Below are 1,258 nucleotides of genomic sequence, written 5' to 3'. Positions count from 1 at the left end.
CGCGTCGCCGCGCGCCACCACCACCGCCTCGCGCACCCCGGCGCAGTCCTGCAGCTGCGCCTCGATCTCGCCCAGTTCGATGCGCAGGCCGCGGATCTTCACCTGGAAGTCATTGCGGCCCAGGTACTCGATGGCCCCATCGGGCAACCAGCGCGCCAGGTCGCCGGTGCGGTACAGCCGCCCCGGCGCAAACGGGTTGTCCATGAAACGCTCGGCCGTCAGTTCCGGACGGTTCAGGTAACCGCGGCCCACCGCCACCCCGCCGATGTACAGCTCGCCCGCCACGCCCACCGGTACCGGGGCCATGCTGCTGTCGAGTACATACATCTGCACGTTGGCGATCGGGTAACCGATCGGCACCTTGCCCGCCGGGCCCTGCGCCGTGCAGCGCCAGGCCGTGACGTCGATTGCCGCCTCGGTCGGTCCGTACAGGTTATGCAGGGCCACGGCCGGCAGGCGCGCCAGGAATTGCTGCTGCAGCGCATAAGGCAGCGCTTCGCCGCTGCAAAGCACCTGGCGCAGCGTGCCGCAGCACGAGAGGTCGGCATGCTCGAGGAACAGTTGCAGCATCGATGGCACGAAGTGCATGGCCGTGATGCCGGCGCAGCGTGCCGCAGCACGAGAGGTCGGCATGCTCGAGGAACAGTTGCAGCATCGATGGCACGAAGTGCATGGCCGTGATGCCGGCCTCCTGCACCAGGCCGGCCAGGTAGCCCGCATCCTGGTGCCCGCCCGGACGGGCCAGCACCAGCTGCGCGCCGGCCGCCAGCGACAGGAAGAATTCCCAGACCGAGACGTCGAAGCCGAATGGGGTCTTCTGCAGCACGCGGTCCGCGCTGCCGATGCCGTACTCCTGCCACGCCCAGCACAGGCGATTGACCACGGCGCGGTGTTCGTTCATCGCCCCCTTGGGCAGGCCGGTCGAGCCAGAGGTGTAGATCACATAGGCCAGGTGCTGCGGGCCGAGGCCGAGGGAAGCCGCATCGGGATTGCCTTCGGATTCTCCGGCGCAGGCCGTGGCTTGTGCGTCGAGTGCCAGCACCGGCACCCCGATTGGCGGCAAGCCGTCCTGCAGCCAGGCTTGCGTCAGCAGCGCCGCCGGGGCGCTGTCGGCGAACATATGCGCCAGGCGTTCGGCCGGATAGGCTGGATCGAGCGGCACATARGCACCGCCGGCCTTCAGGATGGCCAGCAGGCCGACCACCATCTCGATGCCGCGCTCCATGCAGATCGCCACCCGCGTGTCGGGCTTGACCCC

At 69.1% G+C, this 1,258-nt stretch carries 1 pseudogene; it reads right to left on the bottom strand.

From position 1 onward, the window contains the following. A pseudogene (locus ASD58_RS30815) lies at positions 1 to 1,258 on the bottom strand (AMP-binding protein); the annotation flags it as partial.

It is taken from the genome of Duganella sp. Root1480D1 (assembly GCF_001427305.1).
In the GTDB taxonomy this organism is placed as follows: Bacteria; Pseudomonadota; Gammaproteobacteria; order Burkholderiales; family Burkholderiaceae_D; genus Rugamonas.
This window is presented reverse-complemented; position numbering and strand designations above follow the sequence as displayed.